The 24,924-nt window shown below is 67.2% G+C and carries 25 protein-coding genes; 14 read left to right on the forward strand and 11 right to left on the reverse strand.

All coding sequences use genetic code 11. The features are described 5' to 3' along the window. Position 1: 1 nt before the first annotated feature. From murB to JQX13_RS28185, 6 genes are all read left to right on the forward strand, one after another. A complete protein-coding gene (gene murB, locus JQX13_RS28160) occupies positions 2-934 on the forward strand; it encodes a UDP-N-acetylmuramate dehydrogenase (protein ID WP_203402571.1) in 933 nt (310 codons plus the stop codon). Next, a complete protein-coding gene (locus tag JQX13_RS28165; protein ID WP_203402572.1) occupies positions 931-1,875 on the forward strand; it encodes a D-alanine--D-alanine ligase in 945 nt (314 codons plus the stop codon). Before murB ends, JQX13_RS28165 begins: the two co-directional genes overlap by 4 nt. Positions 1,876-2,003: 128 nt before the next feature. After that, positions 2,004-2,855: a cell division protein FtsQ/DivIB gene (locus JQX13_RS28170; RefSeq protein ID WP_203402573.1), complete on the forward strand. Its 852-nt coding sequence runs from the start codon at positions 2,004-2,006 to the stop codon at positions 2,853-2,855. A 44-nt stretch (positions 2,856-2,899) separates the two neighbouring features. Beyond that, positions 2,900-4,132 (forward strand): cell division protein FtsA, encoded by a 1,233-nt coding sequence (ftsA, locus tag JQX13_RS28175; RefSeq protein ID WP_203402574.1) that lies wholly within the window; start codon positions 2,900-2,902, stop codon positions 4,130-4,132. A gap of 569 nt (positions 4,133-4,701) precedes the next feature. Further along, positions 4,702-5,607 (forward strand): AHH domain-containing protein, encoded by a 906-nt coding sequence (locus tag JQX13_RS28180; protein WP_239015368.1) that lies wholly within the window; start codon positions 4,702-4,704, stop codon positions 5,605-5,607. 20 nt (positions 5,608-5,627) lie between these two features. Next, complete coding sequence (locus JQX13_RS28185; protein WP_239013904.1) at positions 5,628-6,191, forward strand: imm11 family protein; 564 nt, start codon at positions 5,628-5,630, stop codon at positions 6,189-6,191. Between the two features lie 122 nt (positions 6,192-6,313). Here the strand turns inward: JQX13_RS28185 and JQX13_RS28190 are convergent, their stop codons facing one another. The 3 genes from JQX13_RS28190 to JQX13_RS28200 form a co-directional block, all read right to left on the reverse strand. Continuing rightward, positions 6,314-6,712 (reverse strand): hypothetical protein, encoded by a 399-nt coding sequence (locus tag JQX13_RS28190; RefSeq protein WP_203402576.1) that lies wholly within the window; start codon positions 6,710-6,712, stop codon positions 6,314-6,316. Between the two features lie 98 nt (positions 6,713-6,810). Further along, a complete protein-coding gene (locus JQX13_RS28195; protein ID WP_203402577.1) occupies positions 6,811-8,049 on the reverse strand; it encodes a hypothetical protein in 1,239 nt (412 codons plus the stop codon). A gap of 65 nt (positions 8,050-8,114) precedes the next feature. Further along, positions 8,115-8,783 (reverse strand): hypothetical protein, encoded by a 669-nt coding sequence (locus JQX13_RS28200; RefSeq protein WP_203402578.1) that lies wholly within the window; start codon positions 8,781-8,783, stop codon positions 8,115-8,117. A 142-nt stretch (positions 8,784-8,925) separates the two neighbouring features. On the opposite strand from JQX13_RS28200, the gene JQX13_RS28205 reads away from it, so the two are divergent. After that, entirely contained in the window at positions 8,926-9,342 is a 417-nt protein-coding gene (locus JQX13_RS28205) for a hypothetical protein (protein ID WP_203402579.1), read from the forward strand. Positions 9,343-9,359: 17 nt separating this feature from the next. On the opposite strand, the gene JQX13_RS28210 is transcribed toward JQX13_RS28205, so the two are convergent. The 3 genes from JQX13_RS28210 to JQX13_RS28220 all read right to left on the reverse strand — a co-directional run bounded on the left by JQX13_RS28210 (position 9,360) and on the right by JQX13_RS28220 (position 14,820). Continuing rightward, positions 9,360-9,944, reverse strand: coding sequence for a Uma2 family endonuclease (locus tag JQX13_RS28210; protein WP_430384219.1), 585 nt, complete (start codon positions 9,942-9,944; stop codon positions 9,360-9,362). Between the two features lie 24 nt (positions 9,945-9,968). Continuing rightward, positions 9,969-10,781, reverse strand: a complete 813-nt coding sequence (locus tag JQX13_RS28215; protein WP_203402580.1) for a hypothetical protein — start codon at positions 10,779-10,781, stop codon at positions 9,969-9,971. A 70-nt stretch (positions 10,782-10,851) separates the two neighbouring features. After that, the gene (locus JQX13_RS28220) at positions 10,852-14,820 is read right to left on the reverse strand and encodes a serine/threonine-protein kinase PknK (RefSeq protein WP_203402581.1); all 3,969 of its coding nucleotides are present in this window, start codon (positions 14,818-14,820) and stop codon (positions 10,852-10,854) included. A 261-nt stretch (positions 14,821-15,081) separates the two neighbouring features. Here JQX13_RS28220 and JQX13_RS28225 point away from each other — a divergent pair, with 261 nt between their 5' ends. From JQX13_RS28225 to JQX13_RS28235, 3 genes are all read left to right on the forward strand, one after another. After that, positions 15,082-15,399 carry an ArsR/SmtB family transcription factor gene (locus tag JQX13_RS28225; protein WP_239013905.1) on the forward strand — a complete coding sequence of 106 codons (318 nt, stop codon included), beginning with the start codon at positions 15,082-15,084 and terminating at the stop codon, positions 15,397-15,399. Continuing rightward, on the forward strand, positions 15,386-15,841 hold the full coding sequence (locus JQX13_RS28230) for an SRPBCC family protein (protein WP_203402583.1): 456 nt from the start codon (positions 15,386-15,388) through the stop codon (positions 15,839-15,841). Before JQX13_RS28225 ends, JQX13_RS28230 begins: the two co-directional genes overlap by 14 nt. Positions 15,842-15,939: 98 nt before the next feature. Next, positions 15,940-16,416, forward strand: coding sequence for a hemerythrin domain-containing protein (locus JQX13_RS28235; protein ID WP_203402584.1), 477 nt, complete (start codon positions 15,940-15,942; stop codon positions 16,414-16,416). A 78-nt stretch (positions 16,417-16,494) separates the two neighbouring features. Here JQX13_RS28235 and JQX13_RS28240 read toward each other — a convergent pair whose 3' ends face one another. The 3 genes from JQX13_RS28240 to JQX13_RS28250 form a co-directional block, all read right to left on the reverse strand. Next, a complete protein-coding gene (locus JQX13_RS28240) occupies positions 16,495-17,037 on the reverse strand; it encodes a DUF2378 family protein (protein ID WP_203402585.1) in 543 nt (180 codons plus the stop codon). Positions 17,038-17,190: 153 nt separating this feature from the next. Further along, a complete protein-coding gene (locus tag JQX13_RS28245; RefSeq protein WP_203402586.1) occupies positions 17,191-17,817 on the reverse strand; it encodes a DUF1349 domain-containing protein in 627 nt (208 codons plus the stop codon). Beyond that, positions 17,814-18,875 (reverse strand): serine hydrolase domain-containing protein, encoded by a 1,062-nt coding sequence (locus JQX13_RS28250; protein WP_203402587.1) that lies wholly within the window; start codon positions 18,873-18,875, stop codon positions 17,814-17,816. The genes JQX13_RS28245 and JQX13_RS28250 overlap by 4 nt, the downstream gene beginning before the upstream one ends. Before the next feature lie 149 nt (positions 18,876-19,024). Between JQX13_RS28250 and JQX13_RS28255 the strand changes: the two genes are divergently transcribed. The 4 genes from JQX13_RS28255 to JQX13_RS28270 all read left to right on the forward strand — a co-directional run bounded on the left by JQX13_RS28255 (position 19,025) and on the right by JQX13_RS28270 (position 22,486). Beyond that, positions 19,025-20,359, forward strand: coding sequence for a replication-associated recombination protein A (locus tag JQX13_RS28255; RefSeq protein WP_203402588.1), 1,335 nt, complete (start codon positions 19,025-19,027; stop codon positions 20,357-20,359). 207 nt (positions 20,360-20,566) lie between these two features. After that, positions 20,567-20,941, forward strand: a complete 375-nt coding sequence (locus JQX13_RS28260) for a hypothetical protein (RefSeq protein ID WP_203402589.1) — start codon at positions 20,567-20,569, stop codon at positions 20,939-20,941. A gap of 76 nt (positions 20,942-21,017) precedes the next feature. Continuing rightward, positions 21,018-21,845, forward strand: coding sequence for a ceramidase (locus JQX13_RS28265; RefSeq protein WP_203402590.1), 828 nt, complete (start codon positions 21,018-21,020; stop codon positions 21,843-21,845). Positions 21,846-21,928: 83 nt separating this feature from the next. Next, positions 21,929-22,486: a hypothetical protein gene (locus JQX13_RS28270; protein ID WP_203402591.1), complete on the forward strand. Its 558-nt coding sequence runs from the start codon at positions 21,929-21,931 to the stop codon at positions 22,484-22,486. Between the two features lie 117 nt (positions 22,487-22,603). Here JQX13_RS28270 and kaiC read toward each other — a convergent pair whose 3' ends face one another. Further along, positions 22,604-24,034 (reverse strand): circadian clock protein KaiC, encoded by a 1,431-nt coding sequence (gene kaiC, locus JQX13_RS28275; RefSeq protein ID WP_203402592.1) that lies wholly within the window; start codon positions 24,032-24,034, stop codon positions 22,604-22,606. Positions 24,035-24,039: 5 nt separating this feature from the next. Then, positions 24,040-24,732, reverse strand: a complete 693-nt coding sequence (locus JQX13_RS28280; RefSeq protein WP_203402593.1) for a response regulator — start codon at positions 24,730-24,732, stop codon at positions 24,040-24,042. Positions 24,733-24,924 lie beyond the last annotated feature (192 nt).

Below are 24,924 nucleotides of genomic sequence, written 5' to 3' on the forward strand. Positions count from 1 at the left end.
GATGGCGGCGGTCCTCACATCGTCTCTGCCCGAGCGGCTGGGGCGCCTGACCGGTATTGACGTGACGGCGGGGGCGCCGCTCGCGCCCCTCACCAGTGTGCGCGTGGGCGGCCCGGCCGAGGCGCTCGTGCGCCCGCGTTCCCCGGACGCCCTGGTGGCCCTGCTGCGCTTCGTGCGCGAGGAGGGCGTGCCCCTCACGGTGCTCGGCGGCGGGGCCAACTCCCTGGTGGGCGATGGGGGCATTCCGGGCGTCACCCTGAAGCTGCCGGGGGACCTGTTCCCCGAGCTGGCCGACGTGGGCGCGGAGGAGGGGAGGCTCACCCTCGGCGCGGGCGCGGCCATCGTCCGGCTCTGCAACCAGATGCGCTCCCACGGGCTGGTGGGCGCCGAGTTCCTCGCCGGCATCCCCGGCACGCTGGGCGGCGCCGTCACCATGAACGCGGGCACCAAGAACGGCGAGTGCTTCCGCGTGGTGGAGGCGGTGGAGGTGGCCACCGCGGACGGGCTCGGGTGGCTCTCCAAGGCGGACATTCCGCACCGCTACCGGCACTCGGAGCTGCCCCCGGGCGGCGTGGTGACACGCGTGCGCTTCCTGCTGCGCAAGGGCGACATCGAGGCCTCCAGGAAGGCCATGGACGAGGACCTCGCCTACCGCAAGCGCAGCCAGCCGCTCAGCCAGCCCAACTTCGGCAGCGTCTTCACGAACCCGCCGGGCGACTTCGCCGGGCGCCTCATCGAGAGCGTGGGCCTCAAGGGCCACGTCATCGGCCGCGCGCAGGTGTCCACCCTGCACGCCAACTGGATCGTCAACCTGGGCGGCGCCACCGCCCACGATGTCCTCTCCCTCCTCACCCTCATGCGGTCGCGCGTGCGGGAGGAGCTGGGGGTCGAGCTCCAACCCGAAGTCAAGCGTGTAGGGGTCTTCCTGCCATGAGCGGATTCTCCAAGGACGAGCTGAAGCGGAAGAAGGTGGGAGTGCTGCTCGGGGGCCTGTCCTCCGAGCGCGAGGTGTCCCTGCGCACCGGCGCCGCCGTGGCCAAGGCCCTGCGGGGACTCGGCTACGACGTGGTGGAGATCGACGTGGGCAAGGACCTGCCCGCGCGCCTCACGGCGGAGAAGGTGGAGGTGGCCTTCATCGCCCTCCACGGCCGCTACGGCGAGGACGGCTGCATCCAGGGTCTGCTCGAGTGCATGTTCATCCCCTACACGGGCAGCGGCGTCATGGCCTCGTCCCTGGGCATGGACAAGGTCTTCGCCAAGCAGGTCTTCGTCGCCCACGGCATTCCCACTCCGCCCTACCGCGCCTTCCAGAGCGCCGACGAGGCCCGGGCCGCCGTGGACTCGCTGCCCTTCGGCCTCCCCGCCGTCGTCAAGCCCTCCCGCGAGGGCAGCAGCGTGGGCGTCGCCATCTGCAAGACGCGCGAGGAGTACCTCGCCGCCGTGGAGGCCGCCTCCACGCTCGCCGGCTCCATCCTCGTGGAGCAGTACGTCAAGGGCCGCGAGGTGCAGGGCGGCGTCCTCGAGAACGAGGCCCTGGGCGTCATCGAGGTGGTGGCCGCGCGTGAGTTCTACGACTACCAGGCCAAGTACCAGTCCGGTGGAACCACCCAGTACCTCTTCCCCGCACCCCTCCCGCAGGATCAGTATGAGCGTGTGAACCAGCTCTGCCTTGCCGCTCATCGTGCGCTCGGGTGCAGTGGAGGTTCCCGCTCGGACGTCATCCTGACGCCGTCCGGGGACATCTTCCTGCTGGAGATCAACACGCTGCCGGGAATGACCGAGTCCAGCCTGCTGCCGAAGATCGCCGCGGGCCGGGGCATCGACTTTCCTGGCCTCTGCGAGCGTCTCCTGCTAGGGGCCAGTCTCAAGGCTTGAGAAAACCCCCCGAAGGATCATGAGGGCTTGCCGGTCCCTTCAGCGGGACCCGGGCGCTACAGCGACGTCGCTGTAGCGAAAAACTGGCGTGGAGATCCAACCGCGCGCAGCATGCGCCGACGCACACCATGGCATTCGGTAAGTCCAAGAACCGTCGTCGCCAGGACGCCGCCCAGACGAAGGAGGCGGTGACGGGAGCCGTGCGCACGCACGGACCCGGCCTGCTCAAGGCCATCCTACTGACGGGTCTGACAGTCGCCTTGGTGTGGGGCGGCATCGAGCTGCGGCGCTGGGCGCTGAGCTCGCCGACCTTCCTCCTGAAGGAGACGACCTTCAGCGGGCTGCAGCGGGCCACGCCGGGCGAGCTGCTCAAGCTGTCCGGGCTGACGGTGGGGCAGAACCTGTGGGCGCTGGACGTGGGGGCGCTCGAGCGCGCCATGTCCACCCACCCGTGGGTGCGCGAGGTGGCGGTGCGGCGGCACTTCCCGGCCAGCGTGTCCGTGGAAGTGGTGGAGCACGCGCCGGCGGCGCTGGCGGTGCTCGGAGACCTGTACCTGCTGGACGAGGACGGCGAGCCCTTCAAGCGGCTGCAGCCCGGGGACACGCTGGATCTGCCGCTCGTCACGGGGGTGGACCGGGAGGACTACATCGCGGACGAGGCGAAGACGCGCGAGCGCTACCGCCAGGCGCTCGCGGTGGCGCACGCCTACGCGGCCACGCAGCCCGGCAAGCGCGAGCGGCTGAGCGAGGTGCGGATGGTGGCGGAGGGGATGGTGTTGGTGATGGCGGACGGGATGGAGGTGCGGATGGGGGAGGGGGAGACGGACGCCAAACTTCAGCGGCTCTCGCGCGTGCGCGAGGAGCTGCGAGCCCGCGGCCTGGCCGCGGAGGTCATCCACCTGGAGAACCGGGCCCGGCCCGGCTGGGTGGCGGTGAAGCTTTCGAGCCCTGTCTCCGAGAGGAACGGGGCCTCGCAGTAGGAACGCGCCCCTTTCACGAGAGTGGGGGGCCTGGGAGGGTTGTCATGGCGAAGCAGAAGTCCGGGGAGATCATCGTCGGCCTCGACATCGGCACGACGAAGATCTGCGCCATCGTCGGCGAGCTGACCGACAGCGGAATCGACATCATCGGCATCGGTACGCACCCATCGAAGGGCCTCCGCAAGGGCGTGGTGGTCAATATCGAGGCGACCGTGTCCTCCATCCGCCGCGCGGTGGAGGAGGCCGAGCTGATGGCCGGTGCGGAGATCTCCCACGTGTACACCGGCATCGCCGGTGGCCACATCAAGGGCTTCAATTCGCAGGGAATCGTGGCGGTGAAGGACAAGGAGGTCCGCGAGGCGGACATCGCCCGCGTCATCGACGCCGCCAAGGCCGTGGCGATCCCGCTGGACCGGGAGGTCATCCACGTCCTGCCGCAGGAGTTCATCATCGACGACCAGGGCGGCATCAAGGAGCCCCTGGGGATGGCGGGCGTGCGCCTGGAGGCGAAGGTGCACATCGTGACGGGTGCGGTGTCGAGCGCGCAGAACATCGTGAAGTGCGCCAACCGCACGGGCCTGAACGTGGCGGACATCGTGCTGCAGCCGCTCGCGTCGGCCGAGGCGGTGCTGGGAGAGGACGAGAAGGAGCTGGGCGTGTGCCTGGTGGACATCGGCGGGGGCACGACGGACATCGCCATCTTCTCGGGCGGCTCCATCGTGCACACGGCGGTGATTGCGCTGGGCGGCAACAACCTGACGAGCGACATCGCGATTGGCCTGCGCACCCCGGCGCACGAGGCCGAGCGCATCAAGCAGAAGTTCGGCTGCGCGCTGGCGTCCATGGTGAACAAGGACGAGACCATCGAGGTGCCGAGCGTGGGTGGGCGGCAGCCGCGGGTGCTCGGGCGGCAGATTCTGTGTGAGATCCTGGAGCCGCGCGTGGAGGAGATCTTCCAGCTCGTGCACCGGGAGATCCAGAAGTGCGGCTATGAGGACCTGCTGGCCTCGGGCGTGGTGATTACCGGTGGCTCGACGCTGCTGGCGGGAATGCCGGAGCTGGCCGAGGAAGTGATTGGGTTGCCGGTGCGCCGGGGCATGCCGCGAGGGATTGGCGGGCTGGTGGACGTGGTGAAGAGCCCGATGTACGCGACGGGCGTGGGCCTGGTGGTCTACGGGGCCAAGCACCTGGATCGGCGGATGTTCCGCATCCGCGAGGAGAACGTCTACAAGAAGGTCAAGGGCCGCATGCGCGAGTGGCTCGAGGAGATCTTCTAGTCAGTCTCCGCAGTCTTGCCGTACCCCACCGGGGCCGCTCTCCTCCCAGCGGCCCCGGTTTTTTTCCATTCCATTTCAGGTCTCTAGAGGAATGCGGAGGCGTAGGCCGCAGCGCGGCTGAGCTGTCATTCTCCCAAGGGCAGCGGACAGTGGACGGTTTCATGGAAAATGACCGGGTTCTTCGTCTGACTCTCGCCTTGGGTCTGTTGCTGGTTCAGGCCTGCTTGATGCCCGTTGTCTCTCCTGACGGCGCTCCCTCCCATTTCAAAGGGCCGGATGTGCAGGTGAGCCAACTGCCGGATGGTAGGCTCCGTCTTGTCCCCCCGCCGCTATCCTTGGAGCCGGCTCTACAACGTATGTCCATGGAGGAGGCTCGGAGCGCGCTGCGCGGGTTCCGGGCGGTCCTGGTCAGTCATCCGCCCAGGAGCCTGCGGACGATTTCGTTCTCTGGCTGCGCAGGTCCGCTAGGGTCTACTCAGTGGGAGCAATCCCTGCGCGAGCAGTTCATCGCCCGCTACGGCACTCCGTTGGTCCCACTGCCCGATTGCCTGGAGGACAGTGCCTTGTTCATGGCCCTGCGCCTGTCCACCCGGTTCATGCCCGTGGGCGTGCGTGAGGCCGCCCAAGCGCTCTTCAATGACCCCGCCTTTCTCGCGGGAGTTGCGATTGCGTTGATCGTCTACCTCGTCGCCTGGGTAGCGCCCGAGCCCATTTTCACCAAGAGCTTTGCCATGGCCGCCACGGTGCTGCTGGCCTCCGTCTTCACCGTCGCGGAAATCGCCCATGTGGGTGTTGTCGCCTGGGGTCTGTACCAGGACACCCAGGGTCGTCGCACCCTGAAGGAGATCGAGGCCGCAGCAGAGCGGTTTGGCAAGGCAATGGGCGGTGTGGGTTTACGAATATTGGTGATGGTGGCGAGTTGGGGGGTGGCAAAGGGGCTTCCGAGGGTGCCTCCAGGCGGGGGTTGGGCATGGCTCAAGCAGCGGCGCCTTTCCGTGGTGGGTGGGATGGAACTGACCGAGGTCGTCTCCGTTCAGGCCACGTCTGTCCATGCCATGGCGGATGGCTCCTTGGTAATAGCGGGTGTATCCGCCGGCACCACCGCTCAGGTATTTCGCAGTGCTTGCAAGGACGGCTCACTCAGGGTGCCAGGCTTCACCTGGCATCACCTCGCTACGAACAAGAATGAGATATCTGATTTGAGAGGTGGTCCCTGGACACCCTTGTTCACGGCGATCTTCGCTCAAGCGGGAATGACCCTGGATGCTGATGAGAACCAGGTCTTCCTGAAGGGCCACGGAGGTCCTCACCCCGAGGAGTATCACGAGGAGGTTCACAGGCGACTCAGGGAGGCCATCAAAGACTGTAGGACCCAGCAACTGTGCCGAGCCAGGTTGGTGGATGAGTTGAAACGGATTTCAGATGAAGTCTGCACTCCCGGAACCAGACTCCACCGTTTGTTGACGAAGACTTGAAGCCAGGACGGAGGAGCTTCATGAAATACTACGATCTGCTCAGTAACATGCGCCTCCCTGGGCGCTGGGTCCTCGCGGATCCCGTCGATGCGCATGGACAGGCGGTCGACCCCTGGCAGTTCGACAAGGGTCGTCTCCTCAAACCTGAAGGCAAGCTCGTACTGCACCAGGTTCGTCCAGGGAGCGCGCTCGACTTCAGCTTTACCACCCTTACAATTCCGGTGGTTCATGGCCGGGTCGTATCCCTTTGTGAACGCCTGGGTCTACAGCAGCAAGTGCAGTTCCTTCCCGCACAGGTGGAAGGCCAGTCCGAGCCGTACTTCATTCTCAATTCGCTTCGCATCATCCGTTGCATTGATGATGCGCGTTGCGAAGAGGTGCGCTACTGGCGTCTGGAGGATGGAGACCCCGATAGGGTGGGGCAGTACCGTGTCGTTGCGGGCATGCGCATCGAACCGAGCAAGGTGGGCGACTCCCACATCTTCCGTCCTTGGGGTTGGAGTGTGGCCCTCCTCGTTTCGGAGCGCCTCAAGCAAGTCATGGAGGAGGAGCGCATCACGGGAACGAAGTTCGTTGAGGTTTGATTCCGTAGGGGCAAATTCGAGGATAGCGCAGGGGCATCAGAGGGATCCGGGACGGTAGAGGTGGCTCGGATAACAACAGCGGGAATGCAACTGCGTTCGAAATCGTAGTTCTCCCTCCGCGCCTACTCTGAACCGGGAGGCTTCATTTTCATGAGTTCTTCCGGAAGAGGCGTCGGGCGAAACCTCAACCCCTGCCCGGTTCGCTGGGGGATGACACGAAAACCCTCTCCAGCGATTCTGACGAGATCTCCTTCTTTTGCCTTCCCGCTGGAGAGCCATTCGTCTGCATCCGCTCTCATCGAAAACGTTTGGGAGGGCACTATGTAGTCAACGGCGGGTGTGTAGAACTTCCGAAAGAACTCGCGATAGTCATCTAGCTGTTGGTTCTCACGGACGTAAAACAGCGCCACTGCGGCGACTCGGATTGATTCGTCTTCTGGTGAGCCTTCTTGGTATTTCGCGTTGATGGCGCGCAGGGTGTCGAGAATGGAGTCGACGTCGAAGTTGGGAGCGTATTTCATTTTCGAGCCCGGATTAGTGCGCGCGAGTGGGGACGAAGGCCTCGCCTGCTGCCATGACCATGGTTCCAAGCGCGACCTCGACTGCGTCCCTCTCAGACCTATCGCGCGCCAGCCCTGGGGGCTCGGAACGCGTGCATGTGCGCAGCCTCATCGCTCATGGAGGAGTCGATCATCGCTTGCCGCAGGGAGGGCAGGGGCCAGCGCGTGGTGGCCGCGCTCTCCAAGGCCGCGTAGGCGGCTCGCTCCTCGTCGAGCACCTCCGTGGCCTGCAGGAGGCGGGCGTCGTCCCCCAGCTCGGTGGCGGCCTTCTTCATGAGCGAGAGGCCCACGAATCGCTCGACGATGGAGGACTCTTCGGAGATGCGCGAGCCGATGCGCCAGAGTGCTTCGGCCAGGCGCTGGCGCTCGGCGGGAGTGAGCGCGTCGCGCGAGGCCTCGGTGCGGCGCTGGAGCAGCACGGGCACGGGGCTGACCAGCGACATGACGGCGAGCGTGTACGCGTGGTTCTTCGGGACGGAAACCCCGGTGGCCTCCAGGTGGCCGAGCGCGTACCGGTAGAGCGAGAGGAACCCGGTCTGGCGCCAGTCGGGGAGCTGCGAGAGGGCCTCGAGCTCCTGGAGCTCCCGGGGCGTGAAGGGGGCCTTGGCGTCGGTCCCTTCCAGCAGGAGCAGGGCGCGAAGCAGTATGGGCTCCGGGTGCTGTGCGGAGAGCGTTGCGAGGCGGGCGCGCAGGGCGCTCCGGGACCGGGCGCGCAGCGGGGCGGGCAGCTTGTCGCGCTCGAGGTACTCGACGGCGGCGACGAGCAGCTCGGGGGGCGCGGACTCGGGGAGCTGCTGGAAGAGGGCTCGGGCGCGCTCCGCATCCGGACTCATGGAGAGGGCGAGCACGAAGCGCTGCTCGGCCGAAAGCTCTCGCCGCCAGACCTGCTCGGGGCTGGGGCCCGTGGCGGCGGGCTCCGGGTCCTCCTCGAGCAGGGGCGAGTCCCTGAAGTCGGGTCGGCCGATGTCATTCCAGGCCTGGAGGAAGGCGTCGCGCCAGCCGAGCTCGGGCCGGGTGCGCCTGAGGTCGAGGAGTGACTGCAGCAGGCGCGGCTCGGGGCGCTCGGGAAGGAGCTGGCGCAGCGTGAGGATGTCGCTCGCCGCGCCGTCCAGGTTTCCGGATTCGAGCGCGGCGCAGGCGCGGACGAATGGCGAGCGGGACGGGGCGGAGACCTCGGACGGCGCGGAGGCAGCCCGCGCTTGGAGGCCCAGGGGCCCGAGTGCGAGGACGAGCAGGGCGCGGCACAGGGATCGCGGCAGTCGCCAGGAGCGGCCATGGAACCAGAGGTCTCGTGTCATGTGCCCGAGCATAACCGGGCCCCGAGCCCGCGCGGTGTTGCCAGAAGAGGGGTTCAAGTGCGCCCCTATCCCGCTGCGGCCCGGAGGAGCTTCGCCACCCACCCCCGGAGATACTCGAGTGTCTCCTCGGTCTGGATTTCAGGTTGGAACAGCAGGGGGTCGAAGCGCCCTTCCTCCAGCATACGCACCAGCGTCCGGTCGGCGGCGATGATCTCCGGCACGCCGCGCGGAAAGGTGGGGCGTGCATCAGGGTCATCCCGGAGCTCGGGTGTTTCGTAGATGAACTCCAGGTAGCGGGTGTAGGCGTCGAAGAAGCGGTCCACGTTGGATGCAATGGGGAGCGCGTAGATGTCCTCGTAGGGGTCGACCTCGACGACTGGTTGGACGCCCTGCGCATCCGCCAAGCTCGGGACCGTGGCGTAGCGATAGGCCAACGCCTCCTGGCCTCCGAAGACGAGGAGGGTGCGGAACGGCTCGGGCCAATAGGGCTGCACGCCCTCGTTCTCCAAGAGGAATTCATCCATCTGGTCATCACAGGTGGCGATGTACAGATCCAGGTGGAACGAGAGCCCGCCCAGTCGATTGTAGAAGGCGGCGAGCATCGGATCGAAAGGGCGGCCCAGGAGTGGCTCTCCGAGATTCCGAGCACAGGCTGCCGGAGGGCTCGTCCGCACCTGGATCTTGTACTTCCTGATTGCCTCCAACAGCCGCTCGAGCCCTTGCAATGGGACCATCGTCATTCGCTTCCTCTGCAGCTCTGAAATCCATGAGCTTCTACGACTCCATGACTGGACCCACGGGGTTGACTGTGACCGAATATACGAAGCGCCTTCTATCTCCCGGGCAGATCTCGATGCAGGTGGTGAGCGAGCTACCATGAGCCCTGTGCAACTCCACGCGGGAAGCTTGTTCGAGCACATGCGGCACATTTGTTTGCGCCCAAGGATGTTCGCTCCGGACTTCACGCTCGATCATCTTCATATGTTCATCTACGGCTATGAGAGTGCCCTTGGTGATACAGGGCAGAAAAGCCAGCACGAGCAATTCAGGGAATGGATCTACACGCGGCACCCAAAGTGGCGGCAGCTTTCCACCTGGTGGGGCCAGCAAGTCCACGAAGCCAACGCGTGCGACTTGGATCGCACGCTCGAAGCAATCATCCGTCTCCTGGATGAATTCCTGGCAACGGAGGGGACCGGGTTTGTCCGCTCCCCCACTCGCGAGACCCAGTACGACATCGTCATCCAGAAGCCAAAGAGGCGTCCGAGTCGGAGTCCTCGCTCCAAGCGGTGACGTATTGGATGCAGGACTCATCTGGCCCAGAGCAGCGCCAGCTCGAGTTCGATGGCCTCGAATGGTTCGGCGCGGATCCGCTGATCTCCGGCGAAGGATTCGACCAGGATCCAATGGTTCCCCTCGAGTCGGAACACATCGAGCGTGCGAGCCAGCGGATCCACATGCCACAGATGCCGGACCCCCTCCCGCGCGTAGATGCGCAGCTTTGGGCCCTTGTCCATGTGCCGCGTGCGCTCGGAGAGCACTTCGCACACCCAGTCCGGGGCAAGGTCGTAGTGTGCTGGCGCCTCGTCCCCTCCAAGGGCGTCCGGCAGGCGCTCACGCCTCCAGCCGGCGAGGTCTGGTACGAGCTTGTCCGGTCGGGGGCCGAAGTGAATCTCCGGCTCGTAGAGGATGACCCATCCACCTGGTCCACCCTTGCCGAGCATGAAGGGGCTTCCGATGCGCATGCCCAGTCGGGATGCCACGTTGGTGCGGGGTCGTGCTGCGTGAGGGCTGAGGTGCAGCTGTCCGTCGATGATCTCCGCCACCATTTCCGCCGGGGCCGCTTGGAAGGCCGCCTCGACGGACGGGTCGTTGCGCTCGGTGGACTCCGACAATCCCTGCACGCCGACCGCGGAGGCTCACGGTTGGATGGAGGTTGGCTCGGGCGGGCTGCGCTCGGCGACCGGCAGGTAGCACTTGCCCTGGTACTCGGCCTGGTCGTCGAAGCAGGGCGGGCGTTTCGCCAGCTCCACCCAGCACCCGCCATTGATTTCCACCTCGCCCTTCTTGGGTTTGCAGGGGGCCTTGGCCTGATTGCCGAAGGGCTTCGCGGGAAGCGGATAGGTGATGTCCGAGGGGCTCGGGCCGTTCGTCTGGACCAGGGTGGTCGCATTCCGCGGGGCCGTGTCCCCATCCATCCCCTGGGCCGCGTGCCGCTCGTCCTGGGGACCACGAGGGTCTCCCCGTGGGCCCAGCCAGAACGCCAGACCCAGGCCGAGCACGGCGAAGGCCGCGACGGCGAGCCCCCGCTGGCTGGCGCGCAGGAGCCGGCGCCATCGTCCTGCCCATCGCTTCAGTCGTCCCATGGGGCCACGCGTCAGGTGGGCACGGGCTTCCTCTCTGTGCTCCAGGCGCTCGACGGCGCAGGTGAGCAGGTTGAGCATCTCGGCCATATTCGTCAGCCGGCCCGAGGCCGGGGCGTACTCCACCTCCACGGCGACGTAGGCGGGCGTCGAGTGTGTGTAGGCTCGCACCTGCCAGGGCTCCTCGGGCTCCCAGCCCACGACCGGGTCGGCTACGACCACCAGGGCAGGAGCCCCCGTCTGGACGTTGTGGGCTTCGTAGATCTTCCCGAGGTCCGTTCCGAGATCGTCCTGGTCATTGTTCCTGTACCGCCTGTCGATCTGGAAGGGCCCCACTCTTCCGCCCTTCATGTGTGACGTGTCCGCCATGGGCTGCCTCCTGCCTCCGTTCTACCTCGGAAGTCAGCCGGTGGCACCTTCTCTTTCGAGTCACATCCTCCTATTCCGGGAGCGCGCCCCAGCGCTGGTAGGCCAGCTCGAGGGTGCGCGCGTTCTCGGGCACCTGGCTCAGGAAGCGCTCGCGCAGGGCGGGGTCGGGGATGTCGCTGGCCCGGTCCTGAACGCACTCGAGGGTCTTGCGCAGGGCGGCTTCCCCCGCACCGGTGTCCGCCTGCGCGAAGCAGGTCTCCGCCAGCACCAGGCGCGTGGACACCGCGTGCACGCCCGCGTTGCCCATCTGCTCCAACCGCCGCACGCCGAGCTCCGCCTCCCGCCGGGCCTCCTCGTGGCGTCCCTGGGCGAGCAGCACGGCACTCAGGATGGTGTGGGCGTAGAGCCACTCGGTCTGGTACGTGGCCAGGAGCTCACAGGCCCTGCGCGCATGCGGCTCGGCCTCGCGCGGTGCTCCACTGGCCGCCATCACCTTCGCCACGATGGCGTGCCCCATCCCCGCCCCGAAGGCGTAGGCGTTTGGCTGGCCCAACCACTTGAGTGCCCGGTCATGGGCCTCTCGCCGGTGCTCCGGGTCGGGACTGTTGGCCAGCGCCTGATACATGAAGTGCTGGGCAGCGCTCACCACGAGGTGCTCTCCCGCTTGCTGGCCCACCCGCAACACCCAACGCATCCGTTCCGCGGTGCCGGGCACATCCCCCAGCGCGGCCAGGGTCATCCCCGAAAGCGTCGTCAAGATGAGGACGTCCCGCTCCATGTCGAGCTCGCGGAAGTCCTGGATGCCCTGCTCGGCATGCAGGAAGGCCTGCCAGGGTCTGGCTTCGAAGCGGTGATGGTAGAAGCCCTGGACGTAGTTCGCCCAGCCTCGCGCCATGCCGCCGGTGCTCACGGACCACATCGGTTCGAGCACGGCCCGAGCTTCCTCGCGTGCGCCGGACAGGACCGCCGAGAGGCCGATACTGACGATGGCCCAGGCGTAGGCCAGGCCCGCTTCGGGTTCCGGGGTGGTGCTCAGCACGAGTCGGGTCAGCCGGGCCGACTGTCCCTGCTGCGCGCCAGAGTAGACGTCGGCGATCATCAGCCCGCCCACCAGCCAGCACCACAGCCGGCTTCCCACCCCCAGCTCGTCCAGCACCGTGCTGCCGAACTCCAGGATCTTCGAGAAGTCATACAGCCAGAAGGCCACCACGGACTGGAGCGCGCGCAGCCGGATGCGCTGCGGGTCCGTCATGTCGCAGGCCAGCGCCGCCTCCACGCATTGCCGCAGTGCTCCCGGCAGATCATGCCGCTCGAGGAGCCGCTCGGCGGCCTGGATGTAGAAATGGACGGCTCGTATGGGATGCTCGCCTCGATGGTAGTGCGTGGCGAGCACCAGCGGGTCGGGCTCGTCCATTCCCTCCAGCCAGGCGCCCGCCCACCGGTGGCCCATGAGCCGGTGGCTGTCGGGAACGAGGCCGTAGGCGGCATCCCGCACCAGGGCGTGGCGGAAGCGGTACTCCGTCTCGGAGGGAAAGTGGCTGTCGGGCTGCGGTTCGATGACCTCCTGCTCCATGAGTTGCAGCAGGTGCTCGTCCACGGGCTCGCCCGAGCCCTGGCGGAGCAACACATCCTTCACCCCGCCAGACCAGAAGGTGCGGCCGAAGATGCTGGCGGCCATCAGTGTCTGGCGGGCCCCCGGCTTCATCCGCATCAGACGGGCCTGGAGCACCGCCAGCACCGTCTCCGGCACGGCTTCCCCGCGCCCCTCGGCCAGCATGCGGATGAGCTCCTCGAGGAAGAGCGCGTTGCCATCGGACTGCTCCACGGCTCGCTGGATGACGGCGTCGGGGACCTGGGACCCGAGGACATCGCGCACCAGCTGGGCGCTGGCCTTCCGGCTCAATCCCTTCAGCGACAGCTCCTGCAGGCACCGTGACCACAGGCTGGGGTAGAGCGTCTTCACTTCCGGTCGCGCGAGCGCCAACACCATGAAGGGTTGAGCGGCCAGTGCGCGCAGCAGATCATCCACCAGCTTGACGGTGAGCGCATCGCACCAGTGCAGATCCTCCAGGACCAGCAGCACCGGATGGTGGGCGCATTCCGCTTTCAGGAAGGTCGCCAGGGCCCGGCTCATCTGGGCCCTCATCAACCGCGGGTCACCGCGTGCCGTACGCAGGCGGGAGCTGTCCTCGTCCGGGAAGGGGATGGCACACAGCTCCCCCAGGAACTCGAGGGTCTCCCGGGTCGAGTCCGTGGGCAGGTGTGGGGCCAGGCGCCGGGACAGCCGGGCGCGGCGCTCCTCCAATTCCTCGCTCTCGACGATGTCACAGAGCCGCCGCAGCGCCTGGCCCAGCAGGCTGGACGAGGCACCCGCGCTCATCGGGTCCCCGCGTCCCAGGAGGACGAGCACCGATTGCTCCCGGCGCTCGATGCGGCGCAGGAACTCGTGGCGCAGACGTGACTTGCCCATGCCCGGGGGCGCTATCACCAGCAGGGCCTGGGCTGTCTGTTCCTCGATGCAGGAGGAGAGGGAGAACTCGAGCAGGGCCAGTTCCTGCTCGCGGCCCACACACGGCGTGGGCTTGCCCAACAGGGGGCGGGCCGCGTCGGCGCTGAGTTGCTCTCCTTGCAGCAGGAAGCTCCCCGAGCTGGAGCGGGAGAATTGGAAGCCGGCCCCGAGGAGTCCGGCGGTGACCTCGTCCATCATCACGACGGAGCGGGTGGGCATTTGTTCGACCTGGCGCAACAGCCGGCCAGCCCTGTCCATGGCCTCGCCCACCGGTAGGCGCCCGTCGAGGATCCCGAGCCCGGTGGCCAACACCACCGTGGCTCCGGCCACCTGCTCCTTGATGGCGAGGGCACAGCGGGCCGCCAATGCCGCCTGATCGGTCGCGGTCCCGCGCTCTGGCATCAGAGTGACCACCCACGAGCCATCCGCCAGCGACTTCACCCGGGCCCCATAGGGGGCGAGCGTCGTATGCAACGACTCGCGGAACACGTGCTCTTGCTCCATGTCCATTCCCTGCTCGCTCCCGGCCCCGGGAGGACGGGACACCAACAGCACGCTGACGAGCTGCTGCTCGGGCTCAGCGGAACGGGAGGGGAGGGTCATCTCCTCGGTGGGTGACACCCGCGGGTCCAGAACCGACCCGAGCTCCGAGAGGGAATTGAGCAGGTGGGTGGCATCTGGCAGCCGCCGCTCGGGATCCTTCACCAGCATCCGGTCCACCAGCGCCTGCAGGTCGGAGGGCAGATTGGCGCGCAAGGTACGCAGCGGCTCTGGCTCGGTGTAGAGGATCTTGGCCAGCGAAGCGGCGAAGTGAGGAGCCTTGAAGGGGGCCTGGCCGGCGAGGCACTCGTACAGCACGCAGCCCAGGGAGAAGATGTCGGCGCTGGGAGGAATCTCCGTCTGGCTGGAGGCCTGTTCGGGCGCCATGTAGCCCGGAGTACCGACCACCGTGTTGGAGCGCGTCACCCCCAGCAGGCCAGGCTCGATATGGCGGGCCAGGCCGAAATCCAGGAGCACCACGTCCTCGGGGCGGCCGCCGCGCAGGAAGAGGTTGGAGGGTTTGATGTCTCGGTGGACGATGCCCTGGCGGTGCGCGGTGGCGAGGCCCTCGGCGGCGCGGCGCAGCAGGGCGAGGGTCTCGGACCAGGTCAGAGGCTGGCGCAGCAGGCGGCGGGCGAGGTCCTCGCCCTCGAGCCACTCCATGGCGAGGAAGGGCTGACCTTCCTCGGAGACACCATGGGCCACGTAGGAGACGATGGCGGGGTGGCGCAGCTCGGCGAGCAGCACGGCCTCGCGGTTGAAGCGGTAGGCCGCCTCTGGCGAGGTGATGGCATGCAGTTGCTTGAGGGCCACGGTCCGCCCGGTGTGCAGGTCCTTGGCGCGGAAGACGAACCCCATACCGCCACGGCCCGCCAGGCCCTTGATGCGGAAGCGGCCCGCGATGACGGTTCCCCGGGGCAGAGGAGAGCGGCCTCCATCTCTGGCTGGAGGGACCGCAGGAGGAGTGGTGTGCGTATTGTCGGAGGCCATGCGGGGGGCCGACAATAACCCAGGCCCAAGGTGATCCGGACAGGGCGGCGTATGCGCCCGCGTTGCCCATCTGTTTCAATTGCCGCTCATCGAGTTCCGCCGCCTTCCGCGCCTCCATGGCCCACCGGTATGTGGGTCTCCTCTGCGCTCCTGGAAGCCTCGGTCCGCTGAGTAGACGGACCTCTTCTCCCCGCGGGCGGCTCACCGGCCAGCGTCTTGACATGCAACCCCAAGGTTGCATATTTCTCCGGGTGGATGAGCATGGATCTCGTGTTCAAGGCGCTCGCCGACAAGAGCCGTCGCCAACTCCTGGACCTCTTGCACCTGGAGAATGGACGGACGCTCGGCGAGCTCTGCGAGCACCTGGACATGTCTCGCCAGGCGGTCACGAAGCACCTGACCGTGCTCGAGGAAGCCAACCTCGTCGTCATCGTGTGGCGAGGCCGAGAGAAGCTGCACTACCTGAATCCCGTGCCGCTGCATGAAATCCACGAGCGGTGGATCGGGAAGTTCGAGCGTCAGCGATTGCGCGCGCTGCACGAGCTCAAGAAAGGACTCGAAGGAGATGACGACCCGTAAGCCGCAGTTCGTCTACGTCACGTACATCCAGACGACGCCGGAGAAGGTCTGGGCCGCCCTGCAGGAGCCCGAGATGACGAAGCAGTATTGGGGCATGCACAAGAACGTCTCGGACTGGAAGGTCGGCTCCAGCTGGACGCATCAGGACTATGAAACCGGCGAGGTGCATCTCGAGGGGAAGGTCCTGGAGGCCGAGCCTCCGAAGAAGCTGGTCGTCTCCTGGGGGAGTCCCGCGGGCGGGCCGCCGTCGAAGGTCACGTTCCTCATCGAGCCGTTCATGAACGCGGTGCGCTTGACGGTGATGCACGACGAGCTCGCCGAGGATGGCAAGATGCTCGAGAGCATCTCGCAGGGCTGGCCGGCGATCCTGTCGAGTCTGAAGTCGCTGCTCGAGACGGGTCAGCCGCTCGCCATGACGACGAGGCGCTGGGCGGGCCGGTAACGCGTCACGCGCCGTGCCTCGCTTCGAGGGTGCCCGGCTGCCCGGCATTCAGGGATGTGCGGCTTGTCCATGGACGCGCCAATGCGGAGCGTCCCCGCATGGACCCGATCGAACTCTTGACGCAGCAGCACGAAGAAGCGGAGCGACTGTTCCAGCAGGTGGCGGTGGTGAGCGGGGACGAGCGGACCGTCCTGTTCCGCCGTCTCGCCTGGCTGCTCACCCTTCATACCCAGCTGGAAGAGCGGTTCTTCTACCCGGAGGTGAAGTTGGCGGAGACCCGTGATCTGGTTCAGCACTCCTATGACGACCATGCCGAGGCCAAGGCGCTGATCTCACAGATGCTTCACCTCGATGTCAGCGACATGCAATTCGAGCCCGCCCTGATCCGCCTCCGCACCTCAGTCGAAGCGCACGTGGCCGAGGAGCGGTCCATGCTCTTTCCCCAGGTGCGACGGCTTCTCTCCGCCGAGCACCTCGAGCGATTGGGCGACGAGCTGCTTCGGGGAATGGACGAGCTGACCCAGCCGGGTGCGCTCCCCTCCGTCTCGCACGAGTCTCAGCTGGGCGCACACTAGCTCGGGCCCCTGCCCGGGCACCCGCCAGGGCTCCAGGAGTGCCTGTCGGCCGTCCAGGCACGCCATGGCTGGACCGCGTCACCAGGTCACTTCGAGGTCGAAGTCCCGCTCGCGCCGCATCGTCACCGTGGCGGTGGGGTTGACGCCCGTCCTGCGCAGCCCCGCCTCCAGGAGCCCGGCCATGAGATCGGGCTTGGCGTCCGGATCGTTGCGGAAGGAGACGCGGTAGTGGTGCCAGCCGATTGGCAGCACCTTCACGTCGTAACGGTAGGTGTCGAGCGCCAGGAGGCTGGGGATGCGCGCGAAGAGGCGATCCGGGCCGAGCATGGGCAGGCCCATGTCCACCACCTTGCCCATCCACGTCTGCAGGAATCCCTCACCGAGCTTGCGGCCCATCTCGCGGTAGGCGGACTCGCGATCCTTCCCGGGGTAGCAGTAGCGCCAGGCGACCTCGAGCGCCGCGTTCCAGACCTCGATGGGGTAGATGGCCTTGGGCTTGCGCGGGTCGAAGCCACACTCCCGTAGTGCGTCCGCGAAGGCCCCACTCGCCTGGAGCGAGCGGATGAACAGCCCCTCGAAGAAGCTGCCTTGCGTGGCGCGGCCGGAAAGGGAGTCCTGCATGGTGCGCGTGCCGAAGGCACGAGTCTGTATACAGGACCCCGATCCTCCCGAACAGGCCACATACCTGGGCACATGCCCGGCTCCGTGCGGAAGTACACCCTGCGATTCATTGACACGCACATGGGGCGGGGTGCGTCTCTTCCCGCGAACCACTCACCCGAGTCGGCCGGGCTCCAGGTTCAGGAAGTGGAACCGCGCGACGTAGCCGGTCCCCTTGGGGCTGCACGCATACAGCCCCGCGGCGGCCATCACCCGGGGCCCGTCCTCGTGCAGGTGCGCCATGCGGATCTGCGACCAGCGGGTGCCATCCAGGGACGTCTCGACGAGGTAGTCCGCCCCCTCCCGGCGGATGCGGAAGGACACTTCGTCCACCTCCTGGGGCAGGTCCTGGGTGGCCCAGTCCGAGTAACCCTGGTTCGTCACCACGGAGCCCAGACGGTTGGGGCCATGCGGTTCGAACTCCACCGAGGTCTTCAGCCAGCAGTCCGGAGAGAAGCGCACCATCAGCCCCGCTTGATCGTACTGGTGCACGGGCTGGAAGCGGACGCGCGTGACGAGCACGAAGTCCCCCTCCACCTGCGTGTGGAGGAAGTGCCCGTTGTCCACCAGGAAGCCATAGTGCGTGCGCTGCCAGAAGTCCGTCGATGCATCGGGCGTGAGCTCGAGCCCCGCTCGTCCCGGCTGTACGGACCATCGCTTCGGCTCTTGGAACCAGCGCAGGCGTGGCTCGAGGGAGGGGCTCGTGAAGGACTCGCGAAGGGGCTGGAAGGAGGAGGTCATGGATTCGAAGGAGGGGAGAGCTGACGAAGGTAGTGGGTGAGGAGCGTGAGCCCGGGTTCCTCGACGGGCACGCGCTGGCGGAGCGATGCGAGGAAGGACCATGCGTGGTCCGACAGGAGGACGACACCCGTGTCCGCCTCCGCCGAGAAGCCGATGAAGCCCGCGTAGCCGCCCGTCACCGCGGAGCGCCACACCAGGGGCCTTCCACCGACGTCGGAGACCTTCCACCCGAGCCCCACGCGTGCGCCTCGGGTCTCCACGCGCGGGAGGTGCGCGAGCCGCATGGCCCGTCCGAGCCCTGCATCGTGATGACCGAGGTTCGCGTCGAGGAAGCGCAGCAGGTCGGGCACCGTCGCTCGGAGCGCCCCCGCTCCGGGCAGTGCCGGGAAGCTCCAGCCCGGCACCGTGTTGCCTCGCGCGGAATGGCCGGGAAGCAGGCGCCGCTCCTGTTCCTCGGAGGGACGGAAGGTGGTGTCGCCGAGCTGCAGGGGCGTGCAGAGGAAGTCCCGCACGGCATGTCCGTAGTTGAGCCGCAGGCGGCGGGAGAGGACGTGGCCGAGCACGCCCATGCCGATGACGGACTCGACGTACTTTCGCGGCGGCGGGTGCTGGGGGTGGTAGTTGCGCAGGAAGGCCCCGAACAGCTCCGCGCTGTAGTGGCCGTAGGGGTCGGCCGGGTTCTGTTGCGGGGTTCGCAGGTTCGGCGGGTCGTACGGCATGCCCGAGGTGTGCGTCGCCAGTTGCTCGAGCGTGATGCGGCCGGCGAGCTTGTCCGGGAGGAGCGGCAGGGGGAGCAGGTCCTTCAGCGGCATGTCGAGCCTCGCCTCGCCCCGGTCCACCAACAGCGCGAGGAGGGTGCCGGTGAAGACCTGGGTGAGGAAGCCCAGCTCGTACAGGGAGCTCGTGGCGGGGAGCGGCCCCTCGCGGCGGAGGGCCTGCACGTGGTGCTCTCCGTGGTGCGTGATGCCCACGCACAGCGAAGCCGAGGGGTACGCGCGCAGGTAGCGCCGGGTGGCGTGGAGGACCGCGTCGGCGGGCGAGTCAGTGGAGGTCCGCATGCAGCGTGCTCAGTCCTTCATGGAGGCCGAAGGCCCATCCCGCGCATTCTGGGCCATCCGGGAGCGAAGGAGTAGAACGGATCCGCGACCATCGCCGGAGGACCGGGCGTTTGTTAGGGTCCCTCCGGCTCTACCCGACACACGCCCCGATGACCGCAGGACCCGACCTGTTCTCCGTCTCCGTCGATGTGAACCGCTTCGCGCCCCTGGCCGAGCGGATGCGCCCGCGCTCGCCCGAGGAGTTCATCGGGCAGTCCCACCTGCTCGGCCCTGGCGCTCCCCTGCGCCAGCTCATCGAGCGCAAGGCGATCGTCTCCTCCCTGTTCTGGGGGCCTCCGGGCGTGGGGAAGACCACGCTCGCGCGCATGCTGGCGGCGAGCGTCGACGCGGAGTTCGTCATCCTCTCGGCGGTCTCCGACGGCATCCCCCGCATCCGCGAGGTGGTGGCCGAGGCCGAGCGCCTGCGCAACCAGTACCACCGGCGGACCGTCGTCTTCGTGGATGAGATCCACCGCTGGGCGAAGAACGTCCAGGAGCAGGCCCTGCCGCACGTGGAGAGCGGCCTGCTCATCCTCCTCGGGGCGACGACCGAGAACATCAGCTTCGAGGTGAGGCCCGCGCTCGTCAGCCGGTGCCGCGTCTTCCAGCTGCGCGAGCTCACTCCCGCGGACATCCGGGCCGCGCTCCTGCGTGCGCTCTCCGACGAGAAGCGGGGGCTCGGGGCCCGGCGGTTGACGGCCAGTGACGAGGCCCTCACCGTGCTGGCGGAGGGCAGCGGGGGTGACGTGCGCAAGGCGTTGGGCGCGCTGGAGCTCGCGGCCCAGCTCACCGCCGATGGCGCGGAGATCTCCCGGGAGACCGCCGTCCAGGCGACGGGCACGCGGCTGTCGCGGCACGACAAGGACGGGGACACGCACTTCGATCTCCTGAGCGCCCTCCAGAAGTCGTGCAGGGGCTCCAACGCCCAGGGGGCCATCTTCTGGGCGGCGCGGCTGCTCCAGACGGGGGACTACGCGGCGCTGTGGCGCCGGCTCAAGGTGATTGCCGTGGAGGACGTGGGGATGGCGATGCCCGAGGCCATCACCATCGTGCGCTCGTGCGAGGAGAGCTTCCACTCCATCGGTATGCCGGAGGGGCGGATCTTCGTCGCCCATGCGACCCTCACGCTGGCCACGGCGAAGAAGAGCAACCGCGCCTACCTGGCGATGGATGCCGCGCTGGCGGCCGTGGAGGCCCACCCCAACGCGGCCCCACCGCTCCACCTGCGCAACGCCCCCACCGAGCTCATGAAGGAGCTGGGGTACAAGCAGGGCTATCAGCCGCCGTGGAACTACAAGGACCATTACGCGCCCGGGCAGACGTACCTCCCCGAGCCGCTGGAGCGCTCCGTCTTCTACCGGCCGAGCAAGGAGGGCCACGAGGCGGAGATCCACGAACGGATGAGCCACTGGTGGCGCGAGGACAAGGCGTCCCGGGGGGAGTGAGCCGGAGCCGAAGCGGGACCTCGCTCCCGTGTTTCGCCGACCTCTGAGCAGGTTCGATGTCCCCGAGCCATCAGGCCAGGAGGGGCTTGTTCGCCAGGAGGCATTCCCGTCCCGCGTTCAGCCGTGACGGTGGCCGTCTTCCCTGGGCCACGCCAGCTTCTTCTTCAAGGCTCATTCGGACGCGCGTATCCGGCAGGAGGAAGAACCATGAGGAAACGAGTACTGGTCGTCACGGTGCTGACCGCGACCCTGGGGCTGGCCTGTGGGGTGAACCGGAGGCAGGCGGCGGGCGTGTTCGTGGGCGAACCGATGGTGGAGATCGGCGTCTTCACCCGGATCGGCAAGGAGGGGAATGCGTGGATGTTCGATCCCATGGCGCCCTGGGAGAAGAAGGTGCGGGTCTGGGTGCCGCCCCAGACGAGCGTTCTCGAGAACGGCTCCGAGGTCGAGCTGGGCGCGGTCAAGCCCGGACGCAAGGTCCGGTTGGTCTACGAGCTCCGGCGCGATGGAACCGGAGTGGCCGAGCGCATCGACATCATCAGCAAGGTGACGGGCGAGACACCTCCCGATACGGACATCTGAACGTTCTTCGGGATGACAGTGCGCCTTCTCGCGCCTGGACGGCCTCCCCCCACGGGTCGGTAGCGTCCGCGTCCCTATGTCGTCACTCAAGATGGGATTCTGGGGCGCGAACACCGCCACGGTGGACTGGTGCGAGACGAACTACCAGCACTCCCACTACATCTGCGAGCTGTTCAATTCGGCCTCCAGCCTGGCCATGGTGTTCGCGGGCGTGCTCGGTATCGCCCTCCATCGCCGCGTCCTGGAGCGCCGGTTCCTGCTCGCGTTCGCGATGGTGTCGGTGGTCGGGCTGGGGAGCATCGCGTTCCACGCGACCCTCCTCTTCCAGCATCAGATGCTGGATGAGCTCCCGATGCTCTACCTGGCCCTCCTGATGGTCTACATCCTGGTGGAGAACCGTCCCGAGCGACGGTTCGGGATCGGATTCCCACTCGCCCTGCTCGGCTACGCGGTGCTCTCGACCTATCTCTCGGCCTTCACGCGGGGGCGCCTCCAGTTCTTCCTCTTCCAGGCGAGCTTCGCGCTGCTCGAGTTCTTCGCCCTCGCACGCGTCTACCTCATCCATCGCCGCGGCCAGGACGTGATGGCGAGACGCGTCTTCCAGCTCGGCGTCGGCTCATATGGGCTCGCGATCGTGCTGTGGCTGAGCGACATCCACCTCTGCTCCACGCTCAATGAAACGCTTCCCGCGTATGGAATCCCCAATCCCCAGTTCCACGCGTGGTGGCACGTCTTCGTGTCCTGCGGGTTCTACGCGCTCCTGATCGTCATCGCCCACGATCGGCTGAAGACGCTCGGACAGGCCCCTCGGCTGAGCTTCGTCGCTGGAGTGATTCCGTTCGTGCGGAGCGCCGAGCCGGATGTCGCGGTGAGCCCGGAGCAGGGTGTTGGAGGAGTCGTATAGGGCGGACTTCTCCGGACGCTTCCTCTATAAACCGCCCGGCGCTCCAGGAGTCTGGCCGGGGCGCGACACGGAGGAATTTCATCATGCATCGAGCACTGGGTTGGACGGGCTGGACCGTGATGGTTGGGCTCATGGTTCCGTCGGTGGCGGTGGCTCAGCGGGCGGAGACGACCCCCGCGGCGGGGAGTGGATTCGGAGCGGCGGGGCAGATCGCCATCAGCTCCGACGCCTCGGCGAGCATCGGGTACTCCACGGCCGGTTCCGACGCGTTCTTCATCAACCTGAACCCGTCGGTCGACTACTTCCTGCAACAGAACCTCTCGATCGGCGCCGCGGTGCTCTTGTCGAGGAGCTTCAACGAGGGCCCTGACCTCACCAGCCTGGGGCTGAGCGTGCGCATGGGTTACAACCACGCCCTCGGCGAGCAGGTGTCGCTGTGGCCTCGCTTGAGCGTGGGCATCCAGCACTCGAGCATCGGAAGCGCGTCGGGCACCGCGTTCGTGGCCGATGCCTTCGCCCCCGTTCTCCTCCACCTGGTGCCCCACTTCTTCATCGGCGCGGGTCCCCGGGTGAGCTTCGTCGCCGGGGACGGCAGCGGGGTGTCGATCAGCATCGACACCACCCTGGGCGGCTATTTCTGAGCAGGACGCGCTACGGCGCCGAGCACTTCGCCGGGCCCCGCGAGGCCCGGAAGAAGTAGGCATGGAGATCCGGCGTGAGCGACCGGGTAGCGGGCGGCGTAGCCTCCGGGGAAGGTGTCAGCAAGCCCGGTTCTCTTCCTCTGCCCTGGAGTTACGGGGCGCCTCCACGGTCAATCCGCCGGGGCGGATGTGCATCGTGTAGGAGTCCTCCGCGTGCGCCGAGCCTCGCATCTTCACCACGCTGATGGTGCGGGTGAGCTTTCTCTGATGCCGCTCGTAATCGAGTGAGATGATGGCGTCGGGGATGGTGGAGAGGAACGGTGCCGCCGTGTCGTCTTCGTGGACCGTGAGCGTCTGGGAGAGGAGCGCGCTGCGGCTGTGTTCCCGGACGAGGGCCGCGAAGCCGACCATGAACTGCCGGAAGCCCCGCGCGGACGTCGAGTGCGCGATGGAGGAGATGCTGTCGAGCACGATGAGGGACGGCTTGTATTCATCGAGGCTCCTGCGCAGCTCCACCAGGAGATCCTCGGGGCTGGTGGCCTCGGGGTAGCTGCACTCCACGCGCAGGTTCCCCTTCTTCACGAACTCGTCCAGGGGGAGCCCGAGGCTCGCGAAGTTGCGCAGGAGGATGTTCCGGGTCTCCTCGAAGCCGTAGTAGGCCACGCGCTCGCCGCGGGACGCACCGGCCCTCGCGTACATGCCGGCCAGCGTCGTCTTTCCGCTGCCGGAGGGGCCGCGCACCAGCGTGATGGAGTCCCGGAGCCAGCCCCCGTTCATCATCGTGTCCAGCCCCTCGAAGCCGCTCGAGAAGCGGTTCTCCGCCGGGGGGACGTCGTTGATGCCTTGCAGGCCGAACGGGAACACCATCACCCCCTTGCTGGTGATGGTGCAGGGGTACTCCCCCTTCTGGTGGGCGCTGCGCCGGTACTTGTGGACCTCGAGCGTCCTTCGCCGCCGCTCGTCGTCCACCAGGTTGCGCAGGACGAGCACCACGTCACACAGGAAGTCCTCGACACCGAGCGTCGTCCGGGGGCCGTAGTCGTCCGGTGCTTCCGCCGTCACGAGCGCCATCAGCCCGAGCCGCCGGAAGGTGCGGATCAGCTCGAAGAACTGGTGCCGGAGCCGATCCTCGGGAGGCCTGGGGCTGAACAGGGCGGTGGCCGAGTCCAGGACGATGGCCTGCGCACCGAACTCGCTGACCGCGGCCTCGATGCGGTGCACCAGGGCGACGACGTCGTAGTCACCCGTGATGATGGTGTTCGCGTCGAGCGGGAGGGTGAGGTCGGTGAAGCGGAGCTTGCCTTCCGCCACGAGCTCCGAGGTGCCGAAGCCGAGCCCATTTCCGGTGTCGGTGAGATCCGCCGGGGTCTCCTCGACGGAGAACACCATCGTCTTGATTCCCGAACGGGCGAAGTGACTGGCGAGTTGGAGGGCGAGGATGCTCTTCGCGGCTCCGCTCTTTCCCGTCAGGAGGGTGGTTCGTCCTCGGGGAAGACCTCCGTTCGTGATGATGTCGAGCCCGGGTACGCCTGTTGGAACCTTCTGCATCGTGATCATCTCTTCCGTGCGACCTGCGCGTCGTTGAGCAGATCGGTGACTGCCTGAAACTGGTCCAGGGTTCCCAGGTAATAGGCTCGTGGCGCGGGAAAGCGCTTGACGAGCGTGGGGGTGAAGGCGATCCGGTCCTCGTCGAACGAGGGGGGGCGCTCCTTCGAGAGGTCCACGACGGCGAGCCGGACCTGCGACCGCTCATAGTTCGCGAGCAGCTTCTCGAGGTTGCGGAGTGCGCGCAGCGAGGCGGGAGAGGCCTCGCTGATGTAGAGCGTGAGATCGACCCTCACGCCCCGGACACCCTCCTCCTTCTGTTGGGTGCGCTGCAGGTTCTCCTTGGTCCGAACCAGTTCTCGGTCGCGCACCGGAGCGAGGATTTCATGGATCCTGAAGAGGAACTTATCCACGTCGATGGGCTTGCGGATGACGCGGTAGCCCGCCGTGCCATCGAGGTGGGAAGCCCCCGTGAGGACGAGGGACTCGCAGTTGAGCAGGCCGCTCTCGGCGGCCTGGGCCAGCATGCGGGCTCCGTCGAAGTCCGGGAGGTTGTAGTCGGTGATGACGAGGTGGAACCGCTCGCGGCGAAGCGTCTCGAGCCCTTCGCCCGCCGTCGCCGCGACCGTGACGTGGTAGCCGGCCGCCTCGAGCACTTCTTGAAGTGCCTCGCGGATGTCCGGGTCATCCTCGACGTACATGACTCGTAGGCCCAAAGACGCCACGCTATCTCCCAAGGTGCCATGGCGTTATCAGGCTCCGGCCTGTTCGCCAGGGGGAAATGGCACCGCGCAGGACTCAACGAGCGAGTCAGCGAGGCTGGCATACCAAAGTTCAGGGGCACTGTTGGCCCAAACGCGGAAGGAGTCGGCTCGGTGGGGGTGCATGCGTCA

Source organism: Archangium violaceum, from assembly GCF_016859125.1.
Taxonomy (GTDB): Bacteria; Myxococcota; Myxococcia; order Myxococcales; family Myxococcaceae; genus Archangium; species Archangium violaceum_A.